This is a genomic window from Paenibacillus sp. FSL P2-0136, from assembly GCF_037975325.1.
GTDB lineage: Bacteria > Bacillota > Bacilli > Paenibacillales > Paenibacillaceae > Paenibacillus_AQ > Paenibacillus_AQ silagei.
This window is the reverse complement of record NZ_CP150244.1, coordinates 498,235-521,129: the sequence shown is the minus strand read 5'-3', so window position 1 is coordinate 521,129 and position 22,895 is coordinate 498,235. Positions and strand designations below refer to the sequence as shown.

19 protein-coding genes are annotated in these 22,895 nt (G+C 42.9%); 3 read left to right on the top strand and 16 right to left on the bottom strand.

What is annotated here, in order from left to right; all coding sequences use genetic code 11:
- Positions 1–220: 220 nt before the first annotated feature.
- The 15 genes from NYE26_RS02185 to NYE26_RS02115 form a co-directional block, all read right to left on the bottom strand.
- Entirely contained in the window at positions 221–520 is a 300-nt protein-coding gene (locus NYE26_RS02185) for a hypothetical protein (RefSeq protein WP_339253550.1), read from the bottom strand.
- Between the two features lie 135 nt (positions 521–655).
- Entirely contained in the window at positions 656–2,023 is a 1,368-nt protein-coding gene (locus tag NYE26_RS02180; RefSeq protein ID WP_339253549.1) for a restriction endonuclease subunit S, read from the bottom strand.
- Positions 2,016–3,440, bottom strand: a complete 1,425-nt coding sequence (locus NYE26_RS02175) for an N-6 DNA methylase (protein ID WP_339253547.1) — start codon at positions 3,438–3,440, stop codon at positions 2,016–2,018. The genes NYE26_RS02180 and NYE26_RS02175 overlap by 8 nt, the downstream gene beginning before the upstream one ends.
- Positions 3,437–6,700 (bottom strand): type I restriction-modification system endonuclease, encoded by a 3,264-nt coding sequence (hsdR, locus tag NYE26_RS02170; protein ID WP_339253546.1) that lies wholly within the window; start codon positions 6,698–6,700, stop codon positions 3,437–3,439. Before hsdR ends, NYE26_RS02175 begins: the two co-directional genes overlap by 4 nt.
- An 890-nt stretch (positions 6,701–7,590) precedes the next feature.
- Entirely contained in the window at positions 7,591–8,466 is an 876-nt protein-coding gene (locus tag NYE26_RS02165; protein ID WP_339253544.1) for a hypothetical protein, read from the bottom strand.
- Positions 8,467–8,638: 172 nt separating this feature from the next.
- Positions 8,639–9,838 carry a hypothetical protein gene (locus NYE26_RS02160; RefSeq protein WP_339253543.1) on the bottom strand — a complete coding sequence of 400 codons (1,200 nt, stop codon included), beginning with the start codon at positions 9,836–9,838 and terminating at the stop codon, positions 8,639–8,641.
- Positions 9,839–9,869: 31 nt separating this feature from the next.
- Entirely contained in the window at positions 9,870–10,751 is an 882-nt protein-coding gene (locus NYE26_RS02155; RefSeq protein WP_339253541.1) for a DNA-processing protein DprA, read from the bottom strand.
- A 121-nt stretch (positions 10,752–10,872) separates the two neighbouring features.
- Positions 10,873–11,757 carry an NgoMIV family type II restriction endonuclease gene (locus NYE26_RS02150; protein WP_339253540.1) on the bottom strand — a complete coding sequence of 295 codons (885 nt, stop codon included), beginning with the start codon at positions 11,755–11,757 and terminating at the stop codon, positions 10,873–10,875.
- The gene (locus tag NYE26_RS02145) at positions 11,757–12,734 is read right to left on the bottom strand and encodes a DNA cytosine methyltransferase (RefSeq protein ID WP_339253538.1); all 978 of its coding nucleotides are present in this window, start codon (positions 12,732–12,734) and stop codon (positions 11,757–11,759) included. Before NYE26_RS02145 ends, NYE26_RS02150 begins: the two co-directional genes overlap by 1 nt.
- 186 nt (positions 12,735–12,920) lie before the next feature.
- Complete coding sequence (locus NYE26_RS02140) at positions 12,921–13,781, bottom strand: hypothetical protein (protein WP_339253537.1); 861 nt, start codon at positions 13,779–13,781, stop codon at positions 12,921–12,923.
- 986 nt (positions 13,782–14,767) lie between these two features.
- Positions 14,768–15,349 (bottom strand): DinB family protein, encoded by a 582-nt coding sequence (locus NYE26_RS02135; RefSeq protein ID WP_339253535.1) that lies wholly within the window; start codon positions 15,347–15,349, stop codon positions 14,768–14,770.
- Between the two features lie 84 nt (positions 15,350–15,433).
- Positions 15,434–15,952 (bottom strand): sigma-70 family RNA polymerase sigma factor, encoded by a 519-nt coding sequence (locus tag NYE26_RS02130; protein ID WP_339253534.1) that lies wholly within the window; start codon positions 15,950–15,952, stop codon positions 15,434–15,436.
- Between the two features lie 210 nt (positions 15,953–16,162).
- On the bottom strand, positions 16,163–16,939 hold the full coding sequence (locus NYE26_RS02125) for a hypothetical protein (protein WP_339253532.1): 777 nt from the start codon (positions 16,937–16,939) through the stop codon (positions 16,163–16,165).
- Between the two features lie 30 nt (positions 16,940–16,969).
- Positions 16,970–17,908: a trypsin-like serine protease gene (locus tag NYE26_RS02120; RefSeq protein WP_339253531.1), complete on the bottom strand. Its 939-nt coding sequence runs from the start codon at positions 17,906–17,908 to the stop codon at positions 16,970–16,972.
- Between the two features lie 582 nt (positions 17,909–18,490).
- Positions 18,491–19,108 carry a type 1 glutamine amidotransferase family protein gene (locus tag NYE26_RS02115; protein ID WP_339253529.1) on the bottom strand — a complete coding sequence of 206 codons (618 nt, stop codon included), beginning with the start codon at positions 19,106–19,108 and terminating at the stop codon, positions 18,491–18,493.
- Between the two features lie 205 nt (positions 19,109–19,313).
- On the opposite strand from NYE26_RS02115, the gene NYE26_RS02110 reads away from it, so the two are divergent.
- Entirely contained in the window at positions 19,314–20,054 is a 741-nt protein-coding gene (locus tag NYE26_RS02110) for a methyltransferase domain-containing protein (protein ID WP_339253528.1), read from the top strand.
- Between the two features lie 3 nt (positions 20,055–20,057).
- On the opposite strand, the gene NYE26_RS02105 is transcribed toward NYE26_RS02110, so the two are convergent.
- Positions 20,058–20,204 (bottom strand): hypothetical protein, encoded by a 147-nt coding sequence (locus NYE26_RS02105; RefSeq protein ID WP_339253526.1) that lies wholly within the window; start codon positions 20,202–20,204, stop codon positions 20,058–20,060.
- A gap of 308 nt (positions 20,205–20,512) precedes the next feature.
- Between NYE26_RS02105 and NYE26_RS02100 the strand changes: the two genes are divergently transcribed.
- Positions 20,513–21,718, top strand: a complete 1,206-nt coding sequence (locus NYE26_RS02100) for an MFS transporter (protein WP_339253525.1) — start codon at positions 20,513–20,515, stop codon at positions 21,716–21,718.
- Between the two features lie 115 nt (positions 21,719–21,833).
- Entirely contained in the window at positions 21,834–22,811 is a 978-nt protein-coding gene (locus NYE26_RS02095; RefSeq protein WP_339253523.1) for a phosphotransferase, read from the top strand.
- Positions 22,812–22,895 lie beyond the last annotated feature (84 nt).

Here is a 22,895-nt window from a genome sequence, read left to right as displayed (position 1 = left end):
GCGTCGGCGTAGATCGCAGAACAGCTTGTAGAGCTCCTGATTGTGCGCCTTAAAATCTGTCCCAGCCACAGCTTGTATCAGTTGATATCTTAAGTAGCTTGCATCAGCTAAACCAAAAACGAAGTAGGAGTTGTTTAAACCACTTTGCAACCTTGATTTAGGATTCGCCCTTACGCTTCTGACAGCATATATTGTGAAGCTATGTCACCCAAAGGTACGTCTACCTTAGTGTCAATACCAATAAAGGTTCGCCCTTTAAGGAGTTTCCAATTAACACAACATCGTGAGTTCTTGTGCCCTCTTTAAAACGATCAAGCGTGGTATTGTATTCAGGTGTACTGTAAGTAAATTCAAAGTCAGCGGTAGTATTATCATAACTCAGTAGTAACTGCACCAGCTCTTCTAACTTTAAACCCATATTATTCCAAATACTTGGAGCCTCTTCCGTCAATCCTGTGATTGCCTCTAGTTGGAGGAGCAAGTCCGAACCAGCCCTCAACGGTCTAAATTGGTGTGCCATTACTATTTTTAATTAACGAATCCAAAGAACCCCATTCGCTAAACAAACATGTAATTTATCATCAATGAAAAGAAAAGCACTTATAAACAGTAGGCCGTACCTCTGTTTCAAGTGCTTATGTGTTTACTTCTCTAACTAATTAGTAACAGACTCCCCAGTCAACAGCTCTGCGGCACTTTCCTCATTGTTATCGTTAGTGCCCAACATGCCACGAAATGCACGTCCTAGGATTGCCTTTTTCATCTGATCGATTTTTACTATGATATTAGACAGCTCTTTAGCCTTCTGTTCCTCTTTCAACAGTTTGTCCAGTATACGTACAATTTCTAGTTGTTCATTAATACTAGGACAAATCACTGGAAATGCTTTTAATTGTGTAGAATTTATTGAAGCGAGATTGGTTGTCTGCTTTGAACAACTTAAAAAGTAGGCTTTCCCGTATCGACTGCTTGCTAAATAAGCCAAATAGAAAGAGTTTAAAACCGTTGGCTCAGGACGCACGGCAAAAACATGATTTTGATGCAAGCAATTATCTATTTCTGCTCTCCAAACAGTACCTCGTCCGAGTTTGTCAAAATCACCACCCTCAGTAAAAAGTACATCACCTTCTATTAAACGATAACGTTCAATTTTATCTTTTTCCACAGTAATTAATTTGATTTCAGAAAGATCCAAATATCCATCTTGGACATTTGCAACCCGTAGGTAAGGCATAGTAGTGGTATCTGAAGTAATCTGTTTCCCTTTTGCTAAACCTGTTTGAATAGACGCCAATTCGAATAATGGTGTAGTTTTCCAACTATCCATACTTATACCATGATTTTGACGCCACTTCACAGTTAGCTTCCCTGAAAACGCTTTGTGTAGGATAGCAGCTTTACGTGATTGAAAACTATCTAAAGCATTCTGTGCCATTTCTTGCGCTTGATCAAGTTTAGCGAAGAGACTTTCAATGCGACGAACAATACGCTGCTGCTCAGCAAGCGGCGGTATTGGTACAGGATAAGTTTGAACGTATTTCGGTTGTGCTCTCATGAGGGAGCCTCCTACTCCAGAGACGTTCGAAAGCATATATTCTCTAAAGTATTTCGATCTAAAATACCACATAAGATACTTAGCATTAATACTTTGATTACGTACAACAATCCATTCAGATGATGCCACCTGATGGTATTCGGTGTGTTGCGAGACAATCCAAACTCTATTAATTCTTGGATTTATTTTGCAAATCAGCACATCATCCTTAGTTACTGTTTGTTTCGTTGAACCTATTTCGCTCCCTACTAAGAGCTCTGGATTATCATCCTCACAACTCGGAACACTGTATAGTTCAAATAGTTCAGCTGGGGTAAGCGAGGGATTAACAGAGGAGCCCGTGTATTTATTAATATTCCTCACTGTTGTCCAAATCCAGTTGTCAGGCACTGTATACGGCTGTCTATCCATTGATATTAACGCCTGTTCTAAAGTTAATTCTGCAGACAGCTGATTTTTCTTAGCCATTAGATTTAACCTCCAATGACCTCAATTCCTTTACCACGCTTTGAATTAAAAGAACTGCTGCTTCTAACTGCGCTGCTATCTCTTCTCCACTCTCAATCGGATCTAGGAGCTCTTCATAATCTAAGAAACTGTCGTCTCTAATAAGACCTATATCTAAGCTGTTATTCTTCGCTGTTATCTGTTGACGTGTAAAGACATTCCACCGCTCATCCAGAACTTCACTTCTATTCATAGCTGTATAAGCCGCAACAAATCCATCGAAGTGCTCTTCTTTTAATGTCTTGGTCTTACCAAACGATTGCATATTGGTTCTAAGATCGTATACCCAAACTTCTGAGGTATTGTCCTTCTCTGTTTTCCCACGAGTGAAGAACAACACGTTTGTCTTTACTCCCTGGGCGTAGAAGATACCTGTCGGGAGCCGCAGTATCGTGTGTAGGTTACACTTATCCATTAAGTCATTACGGATAGATGCTCCATCCCCATCAGCAAACAACACATTGTCAGGCAATACGACTGCAGCACGTGCCGTGCCTTTCGTATTTAAGCTGCGATAAATGTGCTGTAAAAAATTTAATTGCTTGTTGGATGACGGATAAGTAAGGTCATCACGAGTAGTACGTTCCCCGCCCTTTTTAGTTCCGAATGGCGGATTGGTCAGGACTACATCAAAATCCCTCATTTTTTTACCTTGATTGGAAAGGGTATCAGCGAGCAAGATAGGGCCTTCAATATCATGCAACATTGCATTCATGAGAGCGAGCCGATGTGTCTCATGTACCAATTCACACCCAGAGAACGCCTTTTTTTGCTGGAACTCTTGTAGATCTGCAGATAAAGCAAACAGGTCATTAGTGTGATCTTTTACGTAACGATCAGCAGCAATCAGGAAGCCAAATGTTCCACAGGCAGGGTCATTACAAAGCTCTCCTGGTTGAGGAGCAATTAGCTTTGTCATGACATCGATAAGAACACGGGGAGTGAAATATTGCCCCGCCCCTGACTTTTTCTCGTTAGCGTTCTTCTCCAGCAAACCTTCATAGAGATTCCCAAGTCCCTCCTCCTTAGCAGAATACCAGTCTAGAGCATCGATAGAGGTAATGATTTTCTCCAAATTCTTTGGCTCATCAATGTTGGATGCAGCACCTGCGTATATGTTACGAACACGTCCGACAGTGTTCTCTCCGAGGTGATTAAGCAACTCTTTATAGAACCGCTTCAATTCTACTCCTTGAAGCTTTATAAGTTGGTCCCAACGATACTCTACGGGGATTTGCCCCTCAGTACCTGTTTCCTTGGCCATCTTGAGAAATAGAATATAGGTTAATTCCGTTACGTACTGGTGGTAGGTGATACCATCGTCACGAAGCACATCACATAATCTCCAAAGCTTCGCTACGATCTCGTGGTTTGTCATGCTGTTTGGCCTCCATCATCATAAAGATACTCGTTAAGTTCGGTAATGATACTATCCAGTTGATTTCTAAATACCTTGTTGATACGCGTAAATCCACCGAAGTTCTTAAATGCGCCACTATCGAAAGCATCTCTATCCAATACCGTTTCATGGATCAGATAACCCTCGATGCGGTTGAGCCAGTCAGTCTCCATCTTGCTGAAGCTATGATTCTTCTTCAGCTTAGAGACTGCATTCTTAATGCGCTGTTCATGACTGATCAGAGATGACCCAATGGCTTGTTGCCTAATGAAGCTGATGATATCAGCTGCTACTTCCTGGTCCTTAATCTGCTTCCATGCTGAGTTCAACTGTTTCTCGGTGAATCCTTCACGGTCCAGTTCCAAAAGCAAACTCTTTAGACTTTCCCGAGTCAATTCCTTGGGACGGGTACACACGATATTCAATGCAGCTATATTATTTATATTATTTGTTACGAAGTTTCTGAATTCATCAAGGTAATCCTCGGGCTTCATTCCCTTACCATAACCTCTTGTATGGCTAAAAAGTTCATCTTCTTTTTCAGAGATTACAACTGCCCTCCTAGGCTTTATGCCTCCTTCATTAAGCATTTCAAAGAGATTTCGATTGGTCAAAAGCAATTCCTTGGCGTTGTCAACAGACATCTGCTTAATTTTATCGGCAAATCTAGTTGGATCATCCCCACCTGCCAAATCAACAAATTGTGTCATCTGTCCTTCGCTCAGGTTGCGCTTCTTACGCTGAAGCTTAGCTAAAATAAGGTCAATTTGATTTTGAATCTGAGCCTCGGTGGATAATTCATCAAGCCCTTGTAGGAGGTCAGTAAAGGTCGTCTGTGGATTAACAACCACAGGCTTCATTGTGTTGACATCAACCAGGCTCTCATAAACACCTACAGGATCATATATCTCAAAGTGCGTTTTACCAATCTCAGGGCAAAGACGAGTAGCTCTTCCAAGCATCTGTTCAAACAGGATACGTGATTTTACACGGCGCATAAATACCAACGTATCGATCCGAGGGACATCTATGCCTGTGGTTAGAAGATCAACGGTAACCACTATATTCGGGTATTTTTCATTCTTGAAACGCTTGATGGCTTCAAGTACCTTTTTCTTATTACCGCCTCCAACGCTGCCTGTAATTTTCATAATGGCATCATTGTCAACGCCGTATGGCTGATATATCTCCTTGAGCAGCTTCACAATTAAGTCTGCATGTGTGTCACTCACCGCGTATATCAAGGTCTTGCCATCACCTTCAGGATTAATGTCCCTAGCAATCTCTTCAAGTACAGTACGGTTAAAGTTTTCCGTGATGACTTGTCGATTAAACTTTTCTAAATCAAACTTCAACTCATCTTCCAACTCGCTACTGTTCGTAATCTCTCCAGTGATAGGGTCATAAATAGCCACTGTCTCGCCTTTGTCGTAGTTAATCCCTTCCTTGCTAAGTTTCGTGACAATAGCATGCGGCGCATCATGATCCACTAAATGACCCTCAATCACTGCTCTTCGGTAAGCATAGTTAGTTACTGGCTTCCCGAATATCTCAGAAGTATGTAGAGCTGGAGTTGCTGTCAAACCAATTTTCACTGCATCGAAATATTCAATCACCGTGCGATACTTACTTACGTAATCCTGCTCATCACGATAAAGCAGCTCATCGTCTCCCATTTCTTTATCAAGGATGTAGCCACGATGAGCTTCGTCTACTATAACTAAGTCATAGTCCGTAACCGAGGGCATCGAGTCACCTTCATTGTACATAATACGTTTAACAAGACTTTGGACGGTAGCTACATGTATCCGCGTCTCTTTATCGATCTGTTTATCATCAAGTCCCTTAATATTGTAGATTTCGTCCAACGTCATAAGGTCCTCAATCTTCACCTCTTTAAAGACATCCTCTGCTTGTACACCAAGCGAGGTACGATCCACAAGGAACAAAACACGCATAAATCGTCCAGTTGTCACAAAGCGATATATCATGCCTAATATGGTTCTGGTCTTACCTGTTCCAGTAGCCATTGAAAGAAGCACAGTCTTTTTCCCGTCCATTACCGCATGTTCTGCTGCCTCGATTGCTTCAATCTGGTAGTCGCGAAGGTTAAGGCCGTCGGGATCTCTTAGCAAGTCATAACTCATCTGCTCTAACTTATTATTAGCTACCTCGATATCCTTCTCAAGGAGCTCCATTATTCCTGATGGGCTCATCCATCCCTGAAGGGCTCTAGGAATATTAGAATTTTCCCGTGCATCCAAGAACCAGATTCCTGACTTTGTCTCTAGTTGTTTCAGGTATTTCCGCCCGTTTGTAGCAAACAGAAAAGGGATTTTATACTCACCCCAGGAGCTTATCAGATACTTTGCATCTTCTGCTCTAACCTTCTTGGCATAATCTTTGCACTGGTAGTCAATTACCGAAGGAATGTCTGTGAAAGCCCGCTTGGCCTCGATAACTGCCACAAGCTGCTCACCAACGAACAAGAAATAGTCAGCATAGCCTTTATCGCCAACAGTGGAATTGGTCGGCCACTCAGCTATGGCTAAATTACGACCCTTCTGAGGTCTTGTACCTTTAGAATAACGGATATTTACCGTGTCTGCTTCCCAGCCAACTTTGCACAACTGTTCGTCAATGAGATAACGGGTCTCTTTCTCGGAGAGATTAATCTGCTCGGCAGCTCTGTTGGCTTTAATTGCACGCTCGGCAAAAGGCAGAGCTTTACCAGTCGCCACCGTTAATTTCATTTGTTCGGTTAGCTCCCTGATTTGCTCTTCTTTTTCCTTCAAGAGCGCTTCGTAATCAACCGTTATCCTGTTGTCTTCTGGCATTACAAATCCCGTTGCCTCATAACCCCAGTCACCATATGTCTGATAGAACCAGACTGATAACCTATAAGCTATCTCAAGCAGTATCTTGCAGTCTTCGAAGGAGTCATGATGTAAATGGACCGCTTTGTTACGAGTAGTCCGTAAAGAAAACAGCATATCATCAATTTCTCTAGGGATCAATCCATTCCGTTTAAGAAGTTTGATGCGATTGGCATTAGTATTATCAGTGGATGGTGGATTTATATTATCAAGTTCCAACATCGAATTGACCATCATTTCAGCTAATTGACCGAGCTTATATAAGCATGAGTTGGGGTCAGAATAAAGATACCCTTCAGCAGCATTTCCTATCTGCTTTAATACAGGAAAGTTACTCTCCAGAAAGTCAAAGTTTGATTTCATTTGGGTCACCTGCCTCACAATGTGATGTAACAATTACTTAGCTTTGTCGACTCCAATCGGAATTTATGGATAAATTTAGGTTGACCGAAAACATCGGTAACCAAGCCCTTGAGAAAGCACTTCGGGGATTTTCGGTACTTTCTTACTATCTACTTTCCTTTATTCGACATTTATATTACAAATCCTTCCGCCCCCTTTTATTAAAAGCTCTTTGATTATCTACTTACTCTAGAAAACACTACACTTGAAGCATATCTATTTAAGTTACCTAACCCTGCTGAGAGCCATGCATTCGCACCAAGGACGAAGTTGACGAGTCCAAGCAGGAAGTGGGAACCCTAGAATCTCTTCAACACAGCAGCACCCTCCAGAAAGCGCAGTTAAGTAAATAACCCCCAGAACGTTTATCCGCAGAGAGCTCAAAGAAGACGATTTATTCTCCTCACTTTTTATTAATCGTAAATGTCGATTTTCCATCCATACTTAGTCTTCACTAAAGTTGTTATTGCAGTAGCCGACATCATTCCTAATATTTTTGTATGACACTGGCACCGGGGGTTTTCTTGATCTTGTTTATGCGTGACGCCATAAAAAAATCCTCCTTTGCCACTACCTGTTTTGTGAAGAACAGATAGCTCAAAAGAGGACCTCTAGCAGGGAATTCTGTGTGGCTATTGCAGCCCGTTTAAAGCACACAAGATTCACTATTTTTCTGGTTTGAGGAAATGAATCCAAAGGGCCAAAACCCTTATGATTACTGACTTTGCAGCGTTTAGGGATATCAACTTCTAGAACTTATAGGGGCATTTTAATAAGAATAGAATCTGATACTGTGTTTTTACAATAGCTATACTAAAGCAAGAAAAGGAACTCAAGTTCTCATCCTTTTATCATCCATTAGTTATAATGTTATCAGCGTTAACAACTACAAGCCAAAATCCTTTTTTTGCTTCTTTACTTTCAAAGGATTGAACATTTATATTTTTCCCATTACTTGAGTTTGTAGCCAACATACTCAGCATAGCAGCTGCCCTGTTCCCTTGAGTACGGTTTGTATAAGGAACATTGTTGTATTTCACCCAATTGACCACTTCATTTATCGCTTGCCCCCAGTCTCCATCCAGCTCTTTCCCTCTTGAAAAATCCATTAATCCCAATAACTCCCACAAATAATGAAAGTCACAGTTATGTTCACACAATTTAGGACGAGGTCTTGCCGTCTTTGCCCAACGAAACGGTACAAAGCTTGATACTGTTTTCTCAAGATACAAGTACCGAGCTCCCAAATGAGAATTAGGTTGAGTATCAATGGTAAATTTACGATTTACCATTGAGCTATTCGTAAATGAGAAGTCTGGCCAACATGAATATAAATATAATTGGTCTGGGTCAAGCTGATGATTATCTCTCATCTTTGCCTGTAGAAGCAGTGCATTCTGTTTTTGATACCCGTTACTTTGATTCTCATTATAAACATACAATAAATCACCAAACTCGATCGATTTTTTTTTACTTATTACATCAAATGTAACTTGGGGTGTCTTGTGGATGAAATATGATTGCATCGTAATAATAGGTCTACTATTACCTAAATACATATCCATGATATTGTTCCACAAAAACTCCAGCTTTTCTATTCTTCTATGCATTCGATCAATATAATCCATTTCAGTTTTAAGAGTTGAAAAATTTATTCTCAGTTCTCTTTGAAAGTAGTGCTGCGCCGCTAGTGCAAGGTCGTGGCTTAACGATGATGTTATATTCATAACTGCTCCTAACTTAGTTATTACAGATATTAAGAAAGGTCAGGTAATAACCCGACCTTTACGATCTGCTCCTAGCGCTTAGGTAGTTTACATCTATTAAGTACGCATGCATTATGTATATGTAATACAACCTTCGCCCTTTTATTTAAGTCTTCATACAATGATATTAAAGCTAGAACAAATCCTCATCTTCAGACCCAAACGGATCACTTTGCAATTTTCTACTGGCATTGTATTGTCTTCTTCCATCCTCATAATTCAATGTAGAGTCACAATTAGGCCACTTGTTACAACCATAGAAGGCAGTTTTACCAAACCTCATCTTGTATTCTCCATCTTCACAACTTTTACAAGGTATATGATCAAGCGACTGTGCGCCACTTTTACTCTGCGAAGCTCCAAACGCTAGAACTGTTACCTTATCCGCGCCAGCCTCATATAAGACCTTGGCGCATTCCAGGGCAGTAGCACCACTCGTTATTATGTCATCAACCAATAAAATGTGACCATCAACAGATTTTTTAGTTTTAAATTTATCTTTTACATTAACAAATCGGTTAGTATGATTGCCTACTTCTTTTTGTGGCTTATAGTTTTCTTTTAAGAAGAGTAACTCCGCTACCTCAATTCCATTGTTCAAACTTTCATCCCCAAGGTTTTTGGAATTATTAATAACTTCAAGTAGAACATTTTTTTTATTAAGTTTTGGAGGAACTACAGTTATAGTGTCGACATCAAGTCCTAACTTGTACAAGTGATTGATAGATGATGCAAATAATTCTGATATTGATTTCATTTGTTTTGCATACCCATTTTTCATTTGCAGAATTAACTGGGAAAAAGGATGAATATATGCCCTGCTATCATTCGAGACAAAATATCGGCCAAACACCACTAAATCAGTTACTACAGATGGAATGAGTTCATGACTCAAAGTGTTCAGGTAGTAACCACCTTTACCACCTACACCATGAGCCCACAATTCTCCAAAGTAGCCATAGTTCTTCCCTTTTAAGCCCTTTATCAACGAAGGAATGTCTTTAACACAATGATCAGAAAGATTATTCTTATTTAAGGGTGTCTCATCATTCATAATCAAAATTGTAGAGATCCCTAAATCGTTATATTCTTCCTGTGAATCGCCAGTAATGTAGACAGCCTCAAAAGGTTCAATACTATTATCACGTAAAATTCTTGATATGGTTAACGTGTTAATAAAGCCTAGCCATCCTGTAGGAGAAACATACGAGAATTCATCATTATCTTTCTTTAATTGCTCTGCTCTTGAGTTATCAGATACGATGAATATACAATCTTTATAATCAATCAAATCAGATAGGTCCACATCAAGATCACAGGATACATTATCCAAGTTAACGATCAGCAGCTTTATCTCGTTGCACTCAAGTAGCATTGTCCGCCCCCCATATATGTGCAGTCCCCTTGATTGTCGGCTGATCTTCAGTTGAGTTAAGAAGACCCTTAATTTGAAGTTGATCCATTAAATCATCAATGGTTGTAAACATATTTGCACCTAGTTCATTAATAAATCTTTTTGGCCATTTAAGATTCTTATTCTCTACTGCACTATAAGGGATGAACACTTCACGCTTCTGCTTGAGAGCCTCTCTAGCTTGGATTAATGCTCCACTCGTTTCACTGGCTTCAACGACTATGGTAGCCACTGAAATACCACTCATGGTAGCATTTCTCATAGGAAAGTTCCAGCGTTGGACAGGGAAACTTGGTGCAAACTGACTTACTACTAGCCCAGTCTCAGAAATAAAATTTTGTAAAGATTCATGCTCTCTTGGATAAAACTTATCTATTGGTGTTCCAATTACAGCTATGGTTGGTTTGCTTGCATCATGTGTACCTTGATGTGCTGACCTATCGATACCAGCCGCTAAACCCGAAGCGACAACAATTCCTCTTTCTGACAATAGTCTGGCTAATCTTCTTGCCCTGTTCTGGCCTTCTTCTGAAGCCTTACGCGACCCTACAACGGAGATCACTATTTTATCTAGAAGGTCCAATTCCCCTTTAAAGAAGAGAACCTCGGGAGAATCCTCCACTTTAAGTAGTCTTTTAGGGTAAATAGCATCATCTTTACATGCTATAAGCACATACTCACTCAGCTTTTCTATGCCTTGCTTGATTTTCTTTTTCGTATCACTAATAGACTTAAAATCGTAACCTTGATTCTCAAGTGTTACCTCCCAATCAACAAATGAAGGGATGTGCTTGTAAGCAATAGCAGCCTGTTTGGGTGAAGATTTATTCAAGGCGAGCAGTGTAAAGTAACATTCAGCAGCTCTTCTTGAGTCATCATTAAGGAATGTAGGCATGTGCTACTCCTTTCCGTGTAATGTGGATGCACTACACAATCATATAAATTAATCTTTGTTATTGCGCAAGATCTAAGGGAAGATCAGATATGTCTTTCAATCTCTTCCCATCAACCATGATACTCAACATCTCCTTGGAGTCATCTGAACCATACAACCCTACTGCCTTAATTAATTCATGTAGTGCAAAATGATAGACACAATCAATATCACCAGTTCCCAGTGCAATAGACGATAATCTACTAGGTAGTGGTTCTGCAGTTACCACCACGATATGTGGAAGGTGCCCCTTGCGATTACGAATTAAGTTTAGAGCTTCCGATCGACTATTCTGACTTCTGTCTGATCTGATTGTCCATTTGGAAGAGATACTTGCGTGAAGTAGTGGTTTACCACCGTTAACCTTCCTAACATCTGTATAGTTACTAATTGTTGAATCAACGATTAGTTTGTTACTGTTAATTTCCTCATCGCACCATAAAGCTTGTTCAATCACTACATCTGGAGCAATTACATAATCGTTTCCTAATGCTGCAGCAAGCGCTGGATTTAACTTAGATGCATTTCGTAAGGAAACTAGATGTTGATACTGTTCATACTCAGCTATCGCAAGTTGCGACCTACTTCCAACCTTACGGATACTCCATCCACCAGGTCTAATATGACCCAGTGAAAGGAATGTTTCTTTCAAGAAGTTTACGTTGATCTCCTCAAATTGATTACCGCTCGTTTGCCCCGCCGCCCTTTCACGAGTTGTTTCATATTTAAGATCATCAATGATACTCTTAGCAAAGAGTACGGAATTACCATTTGCACCGTCTGCATTACTAGGAACTCCTTTTTCATTTATGGATAAGGGTCCAGCTAGTAAGGCTGCATGATATGTTTTTCTTGCCTTTGCTATTAGAGCTACACTATTTGTTATCCCTAGCTTGTCGCTCATCAAGTCAACTCCTTTGAACTAGATATTTTCGTTTCTGCATCGGATATTGCTTTATAAATTTGTACTCCTACTGCTCTAGCAACTGGCGGAGGAAATGCATTCCCTACCTGTCTGTAAGCAGCAGTCTTTCGACCAGTGATAATCCAATCCTCTGGAAACCCCTGTAGTAATGCAGTCATCTTTACGGTCAGTTTAGGTGTCCCTACAAAATCAGCTGAAGGAGCCTCATTCGCTACACCACCACCATCTACTCCGAGATTAAGCCATGCTTTTTTTGCTCTTGTCGGGCCAAGATCAGGGCCACCATGCTTTTTAGACCCTCCTACGAGAGTAGGTGCAATAACGTTAGCCTTTTCTCTCCAAGCATCAACACCAAGCCATCCATTACTAGCCATTTCTTCATAAAGAACATCTCCTACTACAGGAGCTTTTTCAGTAATCGGAGTAGGCCATGCAAAATGCTTCCAATACTTTTTCTTTAAAGCCACAAATACAACTCTAGGCCTTAATTGAGGGACGCCAAAGTCGGAAGAATTGAACAACCTCCATTCTCCCTTATAGCCCATTTTTTCAATGATGGTTGTGAGCGTGTTTCTATATTCCTCGAATGCAGACGACATTAATCCTGCAACATTCTCAATCATAATCGCTTTAGGAGAGCATTCTTTCACTAAACGAGGAACTTCAGGCATCAGGTTTCTCTCATCTAGCTCCCCAAGTTGGTTTCCACCAGTTGAGAACGGTTGACAGGGGGGGCCTCCAGCTAATAAGTCGACGTTGCCTTTAAAAAGCTTTGCATTGAAATCCCTTAGATCACCAGGAACAACATTCCATGTAGGCCGATTAGTTCTCAGAGTAGTACACGCATTTTCATCTATTTCGACTAATGCAAGATGTTCAAATCCCGCTTGTTCTAGGCCTATGGCTTGACCGCCAGCACCTGCACAAATTTCTAAAGAAGTAAGTATCCTTGCCATAAGCTCACCTCCAAACATATGTTTCCATTATAATGAATCATGAGAACAGAGTCCATCAATTAATAGTTGACTCCGTTAACTATTAATGGTAATTTAAGAATATTCCGAAAGCATCGGAACAAAAGACTCCCAATAGGAAGCACCTGGGGGTCTTTTCTATTTCACATTTACAATAATTCCACCTTATTATACAGCCCTTATAGAAACTATCTGATAGGCCTCAACATTAAGATTATCCTCAAGCCGAATGATGGGATTATCCCACTGATCCCAGTCACCTTGTCTTATTTTACTAAGATAATAGAATGCGTGACGCAACAAGCAATACTGAGTTTGGCGTCTATTCAGTTTATTCGAGCCATCGAAGATAATCCTACTAACTGGAACCTGGAAGGTAATTACATATGCTTTAACTTTAGACCTCCATTCATTGATAGCCTTCCTTTTCCCTAGTACTCTTAAGATATTTTCTGCAAACTCAGGCATTTCTATTATATGCCGTACATCGCTATTCTCCCAAATATCCCCACCGAACAAAAACCCATTGATGCACTTATCTGCTTCAGGAAAATAACGGTTTGGCTGCAATCTACGCATAATCATCCTGATGCATGGTTCCTCATTACTTTTTGGAATCATGCTCTCCCAATCTATGAGGCTCCCATCAAGATATGTATCGATTCCCTTCTTGGATTTTCTGAACATAATACCTGATTCCTTAAGTTTAAATGATAGTTCAGTATCATGTAGAAGTGAATCATGAAGATTATAAATAGGTTTAGGATTTTCAATCGAGGATTCACTGCGCGTAGTTAAATGGGATATTGTAACATTATCGAAATCACCGATTGTGGATTCAGTATCTATTTTATCATCGATAATCTTTTTTATACTCTTCAAGTTAACTTCTTCTGCCGAACCTGCACTTTGTAATGAAAGATTATTTCTAATAATTGCATATTCAATTAGATGTCTCGGAGCTGAGAATATCTCAGCTAACGAATTATATAATGCACCTTCACTTGCAGTATCCAATGATGCCATCATACCACTCCTTTATTCTTGGATGTCCTTTATCAGCGTATGGAATGCGGAATGGAATTTCTTCATTTTCGCAATCATAGTCAACTGAATTTGCGGCCAGTTGGATTCTTCGCTTTTTAAACCACCTATGCTTAATAAGTATTGAATGCGTGATGCCCTCTTGATGTCGAGCCTATCCCAGATTAGCAACTCACCGAACTTATCTTTAATCAACTGCTTTTGACTGTACATTTTATCAAATTTTTTCCTATTTCTTTCACTTGGGCATTCGGCCCAACAACAATTGTAAACAGAGGCGCTGGCTCAGAGTTTCCAATCTTATATGCTGAAAGTTTCGCCAAATATAATGAGATATCTGCTGGAGTAGACTCATTCAACCAAGTATGTTCAGGTCGCGGAAGACTCACAATCCAAAAAAGTGATATTTAACATTTCACTCAGTAATTTAATATTTCCTTCAGACAAATCGAGAAATCTTTTTCCTCATGTCTCCAAATATCATGCAGTGGTACAGGTTCCAACTTCCAATCCTCATTCTAAATCCCCCCGTTTTGAACAAGCGCCAGATCACACAGATAACATTCTGTTATTCGACATAAACTACCTATTGCCCTGCATATCTGGAGACCGGAGAACGTCTGATCTTCGAGATGCGCAATCCCGCAGGAACTGACCTGTACGTTGAAGGGGGGACGGTTTGGGGCCAATTCATGATTCAGACGGCAACGTAGTCACTGTATCGGGCACACAGACCTACGATGCGGAACGTTCCATCATGCATTGGGTAATTTTTCGCGATTGGGGCTATAAGCAGACAGAGCCCCGGATGAACTGCCGGTTTACAACATACGCTGCGCTGACGGAGTTATTGCCCCGTTACGGAATTCGTATCGAGCATCAATATGGGGACTGGGATCGCACACCCGTTCACACCCTCCTTATCAGTATATGTAGAGTCTGTTGTAGATGTTGGGAATTTGGCGATTTTCTCATTCATGATTAGTGCGGCCAGATGGACTTGGTATACTCATCCATAACCCTTTGCACTGCACAATGTGCCGCTTGGCGTGCTGGCACAGGAAATAGATGTATTGATACACATCAAGCTTCCCCAGATTGTTTACGGTCATTGTGGTTGTATAGAGTAATCCCTCTCCGTTCTCAAGCTCTTTCAGAATCTGTCTGCATTCGCTAATCTGCTCTTCCAATAAGGCTCTAATCTGCCCTAATTCTTTATCTCCTGTAGGCTCCATGTGCTCTGGCCTGATCCATTCAAAAGACTTATGCTTAGCTATTGCATCAAGCTCCTGCAGATTAATTGGACGGGATTCAATCACTGCCTGTAGATCTTTCTTTTTGGAGAGTTCAATGGCTTTCCGCGTCCCTTTTCGAATGAGAATCAACAAAAAGTGATTGGTTAAGGTTACATGCTCCAATATTTGTTCAATACTCCATCCAACCTGCGGTTTATAGGATAGTACGTCGGACTTAATATCGAACCAGTCTTGATAATCACTTAACGTCTGAGATAATTCCTGATCAATGAAGCTTATCACTTGATTTACATTCATGTTTCCACCAGCCTTCAGTTATCTATGTATATTATAATATACATCTATCTGCGAATTGGAGGTTGGGCTCGTGAATTGTACAACTCATTCATAACCAACCCCCTCTTCCCTCAAAACCCGCAGCACCCGCCCCCTAGCTCTGGAAATATATTGCCGCACATGCTGCGTGGGAATATTTAAAAGCTCCCCGATTTGTTGATCCCGCAGCTCCAGCTTGTATTTGAAGTAGAGCAGATTCCGGTCGCGTTCAGATAGCTGCAGCATTGCTTCCGTAAGTGCTCCTATGGCTTCAGCTTGGATGTAGTTCTCTTCTGTCGCGGCTGCGGGATCAGGGATTTGCTCCGCTACATCGTTCTTCAAGCCGGTATAGACCTTCCTGGAACGGCGGGTGCGCCTTCGGATATGGTCATAACAATAATGCTTAATGGTGTTGACGACATAAGAGGTAACTTTGCAGCCGCTTAAGGAGCGCAATAGAGATGTTTTGGGGATCAGCTTAATAAAAGCTTCCTGAATTAGATCATCAATGACTTCTTGATCCTTAATAATATTAAATGCTTTCTTTCTCATTAATGGATAGTGGTTCTCATATAAATTCTTCATGAATGTTCTATCATCATCGGGTTCACAAGCCTTTAGAACGCGAAGTGAAATTTGTAACCCCTCCCCATATAATACATATTAATTCCATTTTTAATTAATTATACCCTTTTTCCTGGTGATTCGGGCTCGTGAATAATAGGCTGGCGCAGAAAAAAAGAACGCCACGGCGTTCTCTTAATCATTCAGTATCACGTAGCATCTAATGTCTCTCTATCTTCGTTTTCGGGCAAACCATGAGCTTGGACTTAACAGGGCAACGGCGATAATCATCACTACCCCAAGTAACATGATGTTCCAGCGGTCAAAGGTCCGGTAGAACAAATCCGGTGAGAGGTACGCTCCATTCTGATACAGTACGTCGTCAATATACCGTGCAAAGGCATGCTTCCCCTGGTCCAGGGTCCAATGTTGCTGACGTACAGCAGCACGAAATGGCTTGTTTGCTCTAATCGCTGAATCCAATACAGCCTCTAAGCTGTCCATTTGCACATAGTAATACTTCTCGCTCAATGCAGGATTTGCATCCTCTGCAGTCTTGAACGGCCGGACATACCGCCAACCCTTCTCATAGGTAGGATAGCTGGTATACCCATACCCTAACTCATAGAATGAAGATCCCTGGGATTTTGACGGAATGGCCTCAATCATCGTACCCTTGGGAATTTCTAAGGCAACCGCCGTTGCCCCGCCTGGAATCTGAGTATAATACTGCAGAGACACAGGCGCTTCTATACGATGAACTAATGAATATTCAGGCTCGCCAGATATGCCGGGAAAATAGGAGCTATACGCACTCAGATCCATTTGCTCCAGCGGAATGCCTTGTACATAGGGGCTGGCCGTTGCCGCAGCTGAGAAGTCTTTGCGTAACTGGTGATTGTGAACCCACGCAGACCCTGTCCGGTAGACAACAACGCAAATGAGGATAATGACCGTCAACACGGCGCACCACCACAGGAATGGTCTAGAGACTGAGGGAACAGACATGTCATTATCCTCCTTATGGGTACAGTTTACCTAATTCACCTTGACGGTGAAGCCGGCATGCTCCGCATAATAAATCGGGGTGGAATACATAATCTTAGCAGGCCCGCTCGTCGGATTGCTTCTGGCCGTTACAATGCCATGCAGCTTGTTCGCACTTCCATCCTTCATATATACCGGTCCGCCGCTGTCTCCCCCGGCAACGGCATCGGTACCGGATGAGTTCTGCATCAGAGACTGATACAGGCCATTCACGTAATAGGTATTAAACAGGCCATCGGAGTAGATAACGTTTATGCTCGCTTGTGTCACAGTCCCCCAAGAATATCCGGTCGTTGCTCCGTATTTATAGATCGTGGTTCCCACAGGGACCGACGAATAGGTGCCGGTAATGGACACACTTCCATACACTTTGTTCGTCGCCGTATCGCTTCCGGTTAACTTCACCATCGCAAAATCGCCCAGTGAATCTACGCCAGTCGCACCATTAGTTCTATTCGCACGCTGATAACTCACCTGTCCTGTCCGTGTTCCCGAATACTGAATATAAGGATATCTTGTAGATAAGAAGCCTACCTTCTCATTGCTGTGTCCAGCCGTCAGAATGGCACTACTGCCGCCATAGGTACCGCCAATCCCGACACTTAACCCGGCACCGTTATCTTCATTGGTAATTCGATCCCCGCCCCATAATTGGGCTGTACTCGTATTAGGTGTTCCCGGCTCGATCCGGACAGGCAAGCTCTCCGTTGTCTTCTGGAGGGTCTGGGGCTGCTCGTTCATAAGCTTATTGTAATCCTCTTCGATCACTGAAACGTAGAACTGGTTAGCCTTCCGGTCCACACCGTAGCTACCGATGCTATAATTCTGCTCCTCCAGCTGTGAAACGACTTGATCTAGACTATTCAAATAATTCAGTGAATATGAAGCGCTTTCAAATATAACATGCTCACTATCTTGTGCACGTTTCATATAATCCTCTTTCAATTCTTCAGAAGGATCTACTAACATAATAACCAGTTTGTCGCCGCTGACATATTCTCCTGCATAATTATCAGGATAAATGGGGGTGCCTAGCTCATCTTTATTGAAACTGTCCCAGAGATTCTGATAGGCTTGAAGGGCTGGTTCTTGCAATTCCATCGCTTGTATAATGGCCTTCGGTACAGTATGTGTTAAGTCTGCATTTCGGTCAGGATTAGAAGCAGCTACACTCAGCGGAATCATTAGAAATACGAGCATGAGGCATAAAAAATAACGAATGTTCTTTTTCAACAAACTCATCCTCTCTTAATAAGTATCCAGCAGGTCTCACCTAAAGCTCCTATACGTCATCTTTGTCTACAAGTAAAGTCCTATAATTCCTCCCTTCGATATAGAAATAGCGTTAATAGTCGAAATGACTCATGCTGTCTATCAATATAAGACGCATAACTTGACTAAATGTAACACTTTTTTGAATAATTTAACTTTTTAGACATTAGTATCTTTGGAATCCCCCAGACCAACAGAAATACCCTCTCCGTGAAGAGAGGGTAACCTTATTAACTGCTCTTATCCCATCAACTCATAGAAATACTTCGCTTCCTGTGTCTTATACAGACCATACCAAGCCTCTAATTTTTGTGGAGTCATTACATCCAGGGCTTTCAATACATGCATGGTGAATTCCAGCGGGGCGATGCCGGTTGCTGTGATCAGCTTGCTGTCCGTTACAGCAGGCTGGTTCTGGTAGAACTCTTCGCCGGTGTACGTTGGACAGATCATTTTGAGGTACTCCAGGTCATTGCTTGTATGCGGGCGTGCATTCAGCAGTCCGGCCTGGGCCAGTCCCATGGTGGCTCCGCAGATGGCTGCCACTAATATATCCTCCTGTATACATCTCTCAGCGAGTCCAAGGATCGGCTTGTGGATGGCTTCGGTCCATGTCTCACCACCGGGCAGAATCAAGGCATCTCCACTTGCCATGCTGCACTCATCCACCGTGATGTCAGGCATGATTTTCAGTCCGCCCATGGTAGTGATCAGTGTCTTCTCATTGGCTACGGTAACTATTGTAGATGGAGCTTGTCCCTCCTTGTAACACCTTCCCGAGTTCAGTTCAGCCGTTAGATACCCTATCTCCCAGTCTGCCATGGTGTCTAACACATATAGATATACTGTATGCTTCATGTGTAGCTCCTCTCTCTATGACTATCTCTATAATAAAACAGCTTCACTGACAACTGCTGTCAGTAAAGCTATGTAAGCTGAACATATTTCCTTTCCCTCCTATCAATAAAAAACGAGTATAATCAACAGTTCCATTCCCGCCTATGAACAGCTATGCTATCTTACCTTTATGCATTTATATTGTATTGCCAAGGAGGAACTAGCATTGACTGCGCATAACAATCTGGAAGAGTACCGTGATCCGGTCAACTATGATCTGGAGTTCGGCGGGGAGACCCGAAAATATCAGTTCTATTTGGAATGGGCTCAAGCGGCTGCCGGCGAGGTCTTGGAACTGGCTTGCGGAACCGGATTGACGACTCTGCCGCTGGCTCAGGCGGGAATCGCCATGACTGGCGTTGATATTGCTTCCTCTATGCTGGCTTATGCGCGGGTGAAGGCCGGAAACTTGCCTGTAGAGTTTATCGAAGCTGATGCGCGAACCTTCCGCTCCAATAAGAAGTTTGCCATGATCTATTTAACGGGGAATGCATTTCAGGCTTTTGTGAGCGATGAGGATCAGGCCGCCTTACTCCGTACCGTCTACCATCATCTGGAGCCAGGAGGACGACTGATCTTCGAGATGCGTAATCCCGCAGGGACTGACCTGTCCGATGAAGGGGAGACGGGTTGGGGCCAATTCACCGATTCAGATGGCAACGTAGTCAAGGTATCGGGCACACAGACCTACGATGCGGAACGTTCCATCATGCACTGGGTAACTTTTCGCGATTGGGGCGATAAGCGGACAGAGTCCCGAATCGACTGCCGTTTTACAACATACGCTGCGCTGACGGAGTTATTGACCCGTTACGGATTTCGTATTGAGCATCAGTATGCGGACTGGGATCGTACACCGTTCACCCCCTCCTCCCCTCTTCTTATCAGCGTATGTAAGAAATCGTAATCTTCAATCTGTTCTTTTTGCCATAATTAAGCTGACGATCTGCTTCATCTCCTCTTGGTTCAGGACGGAATACCAGCGGGTGGTTGTGTTATCCTTGCTAATCTTCGCCAGAAGCAGTTCCGTCCTATCTTCGGAGACATTCAGAATCACTCTGCGTCATTTCCAGGAATGAAGTTCAATGTAGTGATTGTTCCTCATTCCTCTTGATATCATCCTAACATTCATCCCCAAGTATATCATATGCTGGTTATCCCCTCCCCTTCGCACACCAAAGACGCCGCAGGCGAATCTGGGCGTCTCGTGTTCCCTCTATTTAGTTCTGTCCTCTTTTCTAGGGAACTTCCATGTTCCTATAGCACCCGCATCTTCCTATAGGACTTAAAAGTGCGTACTTCTACATTTCTTATTTACTGTTTACACTAACATCAGCCATTGATTAACGAGGGGGAATGATTAATTTGGGACAAAACTGGAAAATCTTCATACTTGCTGTGGTCTGCTTTATTGTCGGGACATCCGAATACATGATCACGGGCATTTTAGATAAAGTCGCCGCAGATACCGGAGTGACATTATCTCAGGCTGGACAGTTAATGACCGTCTACGCACTAGCCTACGCCATAGGTACCCCGGTCCTAATGGGGGTCACGGCCCGGTTTGACCGTCGAAAGTTGTTGTTGTACTCGCTTGGCTTAATTATCGTGAGTAATGCGCTAATCATGATTTTTCCGGGTTATGGATTTATGCTGCTTGCACGGGTAGTCATGGCGCTCGGAACTGGTGTATTTGTCGTGACATCGCTTGCCTTAGCCGCTAAGTTAGCGCCTTCGAACAGGAAGGGGAGTGCGATTGCAACGGTGTTAATGGGTGTCACCGCTTCACTTATCTTGGGCGTGCCCATTGGCCGGGTGATTGCCGCCGCGTACGATTGGAGGCTGATTTTCGGCGGTATTAGCCTTCTTGCCATGGTCAGTCTGCCCGTCCTGGCAAGCGCAATACCGCGGATGGAAGGTGATGAGCCGATCTCCTTTGCCAAACAACTGGCTATGGTGAAGAGACCGCGAATCGCACTCTCTCTCGCCATTAACTTTTTTATGACGATGGGTTATGGCATTGCCTTCACGTATTTGTCGCCTTATCTGCTGGAAGTTGCCGGAATGAGCGATCGATGGGTAAGCGGCGCCCTGTTCGCATACGGCATCGCCAGTCTGATCGGGTCAAAGGCAGGGGGAAGCGGCACCGATCGATGGGGTGTAGGCAGAACGTTAACTGGAGCAACGTTGTTAAATATGGTGATGCTGATATTGTTATCGGTAGTCTCTGGCACTTCCATATTCCTTGTTTTCCCGGTGCTGGTGCTTTGGTCGCTCTTCTCCTGGGCAGCTTCTCCAAGCCAGCAATATGATCTTCTTACCTTGTCTCCCAAGACATCTGGTGTCATGCTTGCCCTCAATACATCTGTGCTGCAGCTAGCGATAGCGGCGGGGGCTGGACTCGGAGGCATTGTCATTAACTATTTATCGCTGCAAGCCATTACGTGGGTCGCTGCTGCCTCCGTTGCTGTAGCGGCTATGATTTCTGCTGCGTTGTTCGGCAGGATAAGCTATCGGTCGCGTCAAGAGAGTCAAAGTGCAGAAATAATAACATCTACAGCTCCGGAATAAGCTCCGGCTCCCCCTATCAATAAAAAACAAATATAGTCAACGGTTCCATTCCCGCCCATGAACAACTATGATATCGTACCTATTATACTTTGATAAATAAGGGAGCGAGCTGCGATTGGATGCACACTTAAATACCGCAATGGAAGCACTGGAGCAGTACTCTATAGGCTGCAAATCGGTTGATTTCATTGCACAGAGCGGCAATACGATCTACAAAGTCACTGATCTGGACAACAATAGTTACAGCCTCCGGCTGCATATCTCCAAAGGTGATGCCCTTGAGCAAATCTGGAGTAAGCGGGAAGTGCTTCAATCCGAGATGGTCTGGCTGGAAGCCTTAACCTTGGATACCGATGTGACCCTGCCTTCACCTTGTAAGAATATTCGCGGAGAATTCATTACGGACGTGAACCATACCCACTGCACTTTATTACGATGGGTGGAGGGTGAACAGAAGCCTTTCATTCCTACTATAGAAGATGCCGGGGCCATAGGTGAATTGATCGGCAAGTTACATAAGCAAGCCTCGAACTGGAGCATCCCCAATGCTTTTGAACGCCCGGCCTTTGATGGCTCCCGGATCTTACAAGCCCTTAATACGCTGAAGGAACGTGCTAATGCCGGACTGTTTGATGCAGGAGATACGGAGCTTCTGCTGCATGCCGGTGAGCGGGTGATTCACATGATGGACTCTATGGAGCGGACAGCCAGCAATTGGGGCATGATTCATGCCGATCTGATTCCAAGTAATTTGGTGTTTGATGGAGAAGAAGTACGGCCCATTGATTTTGGTGCTTGCGGGTTCGGTTATTACTTAGTGGATTTGGGCTGGACGTTCTCCTACATCCATCCTTCATTCAGAGAACAGTTGCTTCAGTCTTATTCCAAGCACCATCCGTTGCCGGATAACTATATTAAAAGGTTAGAGGGCTTCTTCATTGCAGCACAGCTGGAGACGATGAATTTCTGGCTGGGCCTGCCGGACTGGCAGGAATGGCTGCCCGGGCATATCGGTAAATTAGCCAGTAGAGAGATTAAGGCCTACTTAAACAATGAATCGTTCCTCTTCAGCGGCGTGCCGTATTGGGAATGAACCTTCACCTGGGCTTGGCACAAACGTAAAAATAAAGACGCTGCGGGAATTCCCGAGCGTCTTTGTCCTTCTACCTCTTATACT